Below are 4,888 nucleotides of genomic sequence, written 5' to 3'. Positions count from 1 at the left end.
GACCCCACCTTTCAACTTCGGCATCGGAAGCCTGACGGGGCTCGGCATTCGAACGGGGCATAGTTTAGCGGCGCGGCCCACATCAATTGGGCCCAGGGTTTCAATCCAAGGGTCAGGCGCACGAATGTCAGCGTGAACTGCCCGCTGGCTTCTGCCGGCGGGATTTTTTGTCTCAGATCAATGCGCCGGTTATGCAACTGCCTAAATTTTCGGGCGCCAACCCACGGCGGAGGAAGGAGCCATGCCATATTCATCGTTGAGTGACCCGGTCGACCTTGCTCGGGCACAGGCAGTTTTGAAGGCCGTATGGGACGAAGTCGTCTCAAGCACTCCTGATGGGTTTGAGCAACGGCAACGCACACGGTTAGCCTATATTGTGGCTGCGCTGGTGGCCGTCGCGGACGATGACGATGATCTGAAGCGGAAGGTACTCGATCTCTACCGGCAATCGGCCCTGAGCTGAGCCCGGAAGAGAAGTGGCACAGTTCACCAAGCGAGCCGGCAGCGCCCGATCGGCTGGTAGGACAGCGAAATCAATAGCGGCCGTTCGCCCGCGCGCGACGACGTCATCGGCCCGGCCCTCCGAAAGGAGGCCGGGCCTTTTTGTGCAGGGAGAGTGCCCAAGACGGTTGGTAAGCGGACCTCGGCTCATCGCCCGGAAACGGACATTCGGATAGTTCGGCTCCAGACTTGGAGTGAGGGGTCATGGCTTCAGCGCGTAAGCAGTGACCGGCCGTAGGGAAATCTGCTGCGTTATAGCCTTTCAAATAGAGGGTGATTCCCAACGCGCCGTTTCTGAACGGATGTTCAGCAAGCATCTGAATGTTTATTCAGAATTCGCGTGGATAGGCGGCAAAATCCAAAAAATCAGGAAGTATAGGGAACCGTTTACAGGAGTTCTAAGTTGCGCCTGCGTCTGGGGAAAATTCAGGAGATCGACTGATGAAGAAGATCATTCTCGCTGCATCTATCGCGATGCTTCCGATGGTCGCGTTGGCACAGAACCCCGAAGGTGCGCGCGGTGGCGCGGCCGCTGGCGCTGCAACGGGCGCTGTCGGCGGCGCGATCGTGGGCGGGCCCGTCGGGGCGGTCGTCGGCGGTGTCGGGGGGGCCGTCGTCGGTGGCATCGCGGGCGACGCCACGCCGCGCTTCAAGACCTATGTCCAGGCGAATGAAGTCCCTTCCTATAGGTATCGCGAGGACGTTCGCGTCGGCGCCGTGCTGCCGGAGAGCGGCGTGACCTATCGGGAGGTGCCGGCCGAGTTCGGCACGAAGGGCTATCGCTACACTGTCGTCAACGACCGGACCGTGATCGTGGAGCCTAAGACCCGCAAGATCATCCAGGTGATCGAGTAACGCATCAATGACCGCCAGCCTTCCGCAGAAGGCTGGCGGTCATCTCCCGGTTCGCTGGAAAGGCTTCTTCAGATGCCAATCTCGCAGATCAATCGGATGACCGCGTCCAGGCGCGTAAAGGCCCGCCCGGCCCCACCGACGCGCGAGCTTTTCCGAGAGCGCTACTGCGATGAAGATGGGAACGTCTTCACGGTCGTCGTGTGGCAAGGTTACTCAGGGCCGAAGCGGAGGTTCTACACCCTCGAAGATGGGACGCAGGTTCAAAGCAATAGCAGCGCCGCGCTCCGGATTACCACAACCGGACAGATTATCGTTCCCTGTGAGGATTAGGCACTCGCGGACGAAAGGGGCATTCCGCCCGGAAAAGGGCTTTATATTCGGCGCGCGTCCTTATCATGGCGGCCCGTCAGTCCTTCGGGGTTGGCGAACGTCTGGATTTTTCGTGCGTGTCGCCCTGCGTAGCGCGAAGTTCAACGTAGCGAAGTCGAGTGCTGGCCGTATTCGGCAAGCCAGTCTCGGCCAGCCAGGCGAGAAACGCGGCGGGGCGGATGGTGACCATCTCAATCGCACGCCCCATAGCGAGCAGTTCGTTCGTCACTAATAGGGCGCGTTCAAGCCAAACTTCATAGTCGCTCGTCATCAGATCGCGGTCTTGCGCCAGCGCCCAAAGCTGCGCAAAATCCTCGGGCTCGTACCACGGCATGGCGATCGTGTACGCCTCGACCGTCGGGTTCACGGAGTGCCGACCGTCCGCGCGCGGCGCGGAAACTGGGGATACCAACCGCCTAAATAGGAGGCAGTTGGCTTGCCTCGCAGTACGCGCTTCAGCTCAGTTGGAGTCAAACAGCAAGGCCGGCGTGTTAAGGGCCGTTTCAGCGCAGCGTTGCGATCAATGTCCGCTCGCAGCCGGATGACCTGCGCCTCTCCAAGAATGCCTTTGAGGATTAATTTCGAGCACGCGTGGAGCGGAGCGCGTCCCAGTCGTCCGAGTCGATGGAGGGCCTAGCGCACTGCCTTATTGAACCGGCTGGTGCTTCGCCTGCTCCTGGCTGGCCTTTGCGAGCATGGCCTCCAACGCGATGAGTGCCGTCATCGGCAATACCAGGAGAATGTCGGCATTGCCCACAGTTTCGAACTGGATGGTGGCGTCACCGCGCGGATCGCTACTCACTTCGATCATGGTCGGTTCGACGACGGGGACCTCGACTGTCGGCTTCTCGGGCATGGCTCACACGTTGCCAGTTGGAATCGTTGTTCAGTCGTCGCACCGCGTGAGCATCCTGCCGCTTGGAAGCGCGAAGTAGCATTTATCCTCGTAGTGCAGGGGCGTCCCGTCATCGAGGGTGTAGGAGACTGTCGAGAGCCCCGGCTTGTTCTGCCAGACGATGACCGTGTAGCGGTTGCCTTCCTCATCCTGGCAGTCCTCTCGATACAGCTCCCGTTTGCTCGTCGACGAACGGCGGACGCGGACGTCTGGGGCTTGCAACGCGACCATTGGAGCACCTCACCACAACGTGCTGATGAGCGCTCAACGGACGGCCTTCGACCGCGGTTCCGCAACGGAACGAATCATTCCGCCGCTCGTTTGCGACTCGGTTCATTGCGGGAGTGAGTTTAATGGGTACGCGTCCGGTTCTCAGGGCCGGGCTGGGCGGGGATGCCATCAAGGGTCCGCTCGCCCGGCGGCGACGTGGCGACTGGCTCAAGATCAAGCGCGTCCAGGCAGAGCGTTTCGTGATTATCGGCTATGAGGCCTCGACAACAGCACCAGGCGGGATCGGCCGGCTGCTGCTTGCGGCCTGCCAGCGGAATCACCTGGTCTATGTAGGCAGCGTCGGTACCGGCTTCACCCAAGCCGGCGCCACAGCGCTGCGCAAGCAGATGGACGAACTCATCATCCTGAAGCCGGCGCTCTGCATGAAGGGGTGCCGACAGGACTATCGCTGGCTCACGCCGGCGTTGGTCGCAGAGGTGGAGTTTCTGGCCTGGACCCATGACGGAAAGCTGCAACAGGCGTCGTACAAGGGGCTGCTCGTGGATGCCGATGCCGCTGAGGTCTTCGCGCTGCGCTGAAGCGGCGCGCGTAGCATGTTCCGGCCTATTTTGGAGAGGTACCGGCCCGTCCGCTGTTCGGAGCGTGCCTTCGCCCAAACCGTCCTATCGCGCCTCGTCGATTTCGCATCTGCCGATCACATGATGCGCGCCGTCCGGGCCGCGCACACGGTAATGCTGCTCGCCATTACAGTTCGGCAAAAGCTGGATGATCTCGAAAGGGCTAGGGCGGAGCGCACCGGCAAAATTGCGCTGGAGATCGACAAAATCCCCCAGTTGGGACCCCGCCCCCGTCACGTTTTTTCCCGCTCTGGCCTCAGACTTCGTCGGACGCACTCCGGCCCGGCGCCGATTCAGGGAGGGGCCATCGCCACGCATCATGACCAAAGTGTCCTCAAAGACCTTCACGGCGTCAGCGATTGATGCAAGCTCGCGCTCCTCGTCGCTGTCGTTGGTACAGCCCTGAGATCCTGGGCGCGTTCAATGGCGGCGCTGAGTTCATCTTCATTGCGGATCACGAGGCGGCCCATTCGGGAATAACCTGGCGCCTGCCAGTTCGTTCCGGCCCGATCAGGCGGGCCAAGGCCTTTTTTGTTTCGGGCCTCGGTCTAGCCAATTCGCTTCTTCGATTCCCAAACCTCGACGGCGAGCTGCAAGTTGATCAGCTCATGCTCCTCCGGTGAATCCTCGGCGCAGCCGGCAAGCTCGACAATGCGCTTCTTGGCGGCCTCGTATTCGGTCTCTGTCGTGATCGTCATGGCGCGGCCCTCGATTCCGCGATCGCGGCGAGCTCGCATTTCTCGTCGCTGTGGTTGGTGAGCAGCGCGCAGATCGTCTTCGTTGCGGACACCAACCGGCTCATGGGCGCTTAACGGGCTCAGTAGCGCTTCGTTCCCAGCCCCTGCACCGGTACAACCGTCGCGCCGATGGTACGCCTTATCTACATTTTGTAGACGGCGACGTTTGCCCGGCCTAACCTCGATTTGCCGAGACTCGGCAGGAACGCCACCGCTGCACAGCCTCCCAGCCAAGCCTCAGCGGTGGCGTTTTGCTGTGTGCCTCCCGCCGCATGGGAGCCACCGCCAAGCGCCTTTAGAACATGATCGGCATTCTTGAGCCGACCGCGCAATTGCAGCGCAATCCGCGCTGCATTGGTATGCAGTCTTCTCTCGCACCGCTCCGCCCCGCTGCATGCTCCGCACACGAGTGTCAGATCCGGGATTCGCGCAACAGATGGTATGGAACGTGCCGAGGGCGCAGACTTGGCTTTTGTGYCGCACTCATTCAATGGTTGCGTGATCCATCATTGAACGATCGGAGCCGCAATGCCGAGTTTCGACCAAATCCCCGAAATGATCGATAGCCGTGCCGTGCGCAATCTGGTCGCGGCACAGGCGGTTCGGGGGGCGACCGTGCTCGGCCGACCGGGGGGCTGGGCCGTGCTGGTGCGCTATGGTGCGCTTGAGCGGGCGGTGGCGGT

The 4,888-nt window shown here is 61.4% G+C and carries 8 protein-coding genes; 3 read left to right on the top strand and 5 right to left on the bottom strand.

What is annotated here, in order from left to right:
• Positions 1–241: 241 nt before the first annotated feature.
• Entirely contained in the window at positions 242–463 is a 222-nt protein-coding gene (locus tag AC1DVA_RS26360) for a hypothetical protein (RefSeq protein WP_476807845.1), read from the top strand.
• Between the two features lie 476 nt (positions 464–939).
• Positions 940–1,356 carry a DUF1236 domain-containing protein gene (locus tag AC1DVA_RS26355; protein ID WP_476807846.1) on the top strand — a complete coding sequence of 139 codons (417 nt, stop codon included), beginning with the start codon at positions 940–942 and terminating at the stop codon, positions 1,354–1,356.
• Positions 1,357–1,762: 406 nt separating this feature from the next.
• Here the strand turns inward: AC1DVA_RS26355 and AC1DVA_RS26350 are convergent, their stop codons facing one another.
• The 3 genes from AC1DVA_RS26350 to AC1DVA_RS26340 form a co-directional block, all read right to left on the bottom strand.
• The gene (locus AC1DVA_RS26350) at positions 1,763–2,092 is read right to left on the bottom strand and encodes a hypothetical protein (RefSeq protein WP_476807844.1); all 330 of its coding nucleotides are present in this window, start codon (positions 2,090–2,092) and stop codon (positions 1,763–1,765) included.
• 279 nt (positions 2,093–2,371) lie between these two features.
• Positions 2,372–2,581 carry a hypothetical protein gene (locus AC1DVA_RS26345; RefSeq protein WP_476807843.1) on the bottom strand — a complete coding sequence of 70 codons (210 nt, stop codon included), beginning with the start codon at positions 2,579–2,581 and terminating at the stop codon, positions 2,372–2,374.
• A 30-nt stretch (positions 2,582–2,611) separates the two neighbouring features.
• The gene (locus AC1DVA_RS26340) at positions 2,612–2,851 is read right to left on the bottom strand and encodes a hypothetical protein (protein ID WP_265050151.1); all 240 of its coding nucleotides are present in this window, start codon (positions 2,849–2,851) and stop codon (positions 2,612–2,614) included.
• A gap of 122 nt (positions 2,852–2,973) precedes the next feature.
• Between AC1DVA_RS26340 and AC1DVA_RS26335 the strand changes: the two genes are divergently transcribed.
• Positions 2,974–3,429, top strand: a complete 456-nt coding sequence (locus AC1DVA_RS26335) for an ATP dependent DNA ligase (RefSeq protein ID WP_265050152.1) — start codon at positions 2,974–2,976, stop codon at positions 3,427–3,429.
• 84 nt (positions 3,430–3,513) lie between these two features.
• On the opposite strand, the gene AC1DVA_RS26330 is transcribed toward AC1DVA_RS26335, so the two are convergent.
• Complete coding sequence (locus AC1DVA_RS26330; protein WP_476807842.1) at positions 3,514–3,789, bottom strand: hypothetical protein; 276 nt, start codon at positions 3,787–3,789, stop codon at positions 3,514–3,516.
• Between the two features lie 227 nt (positions 3,790–4,016).
• The gene (locus AC1DVA_RS26325) at positions 4,017–4,166 is read right to left on the bottom strand and encodes a hypothetical protein (protein WP_476807841.1); all 150 of its coding nucleotides are present in this window, start codon (positions 4,164–4,166) and stop codon (positions 4,017–4,019) included.
• Between the last annotated feature and the right edge of the window lie 722 nt (positions 4,167–4,888).

The organism is Allobosea sp. P4_C6 (assembly GCF_056402015.1).
The sequence above is the reverse complement of the archived record's forward strand: the minus strand, read 5'-3'. Positions and strand labels throughout refer to the sequence as shown.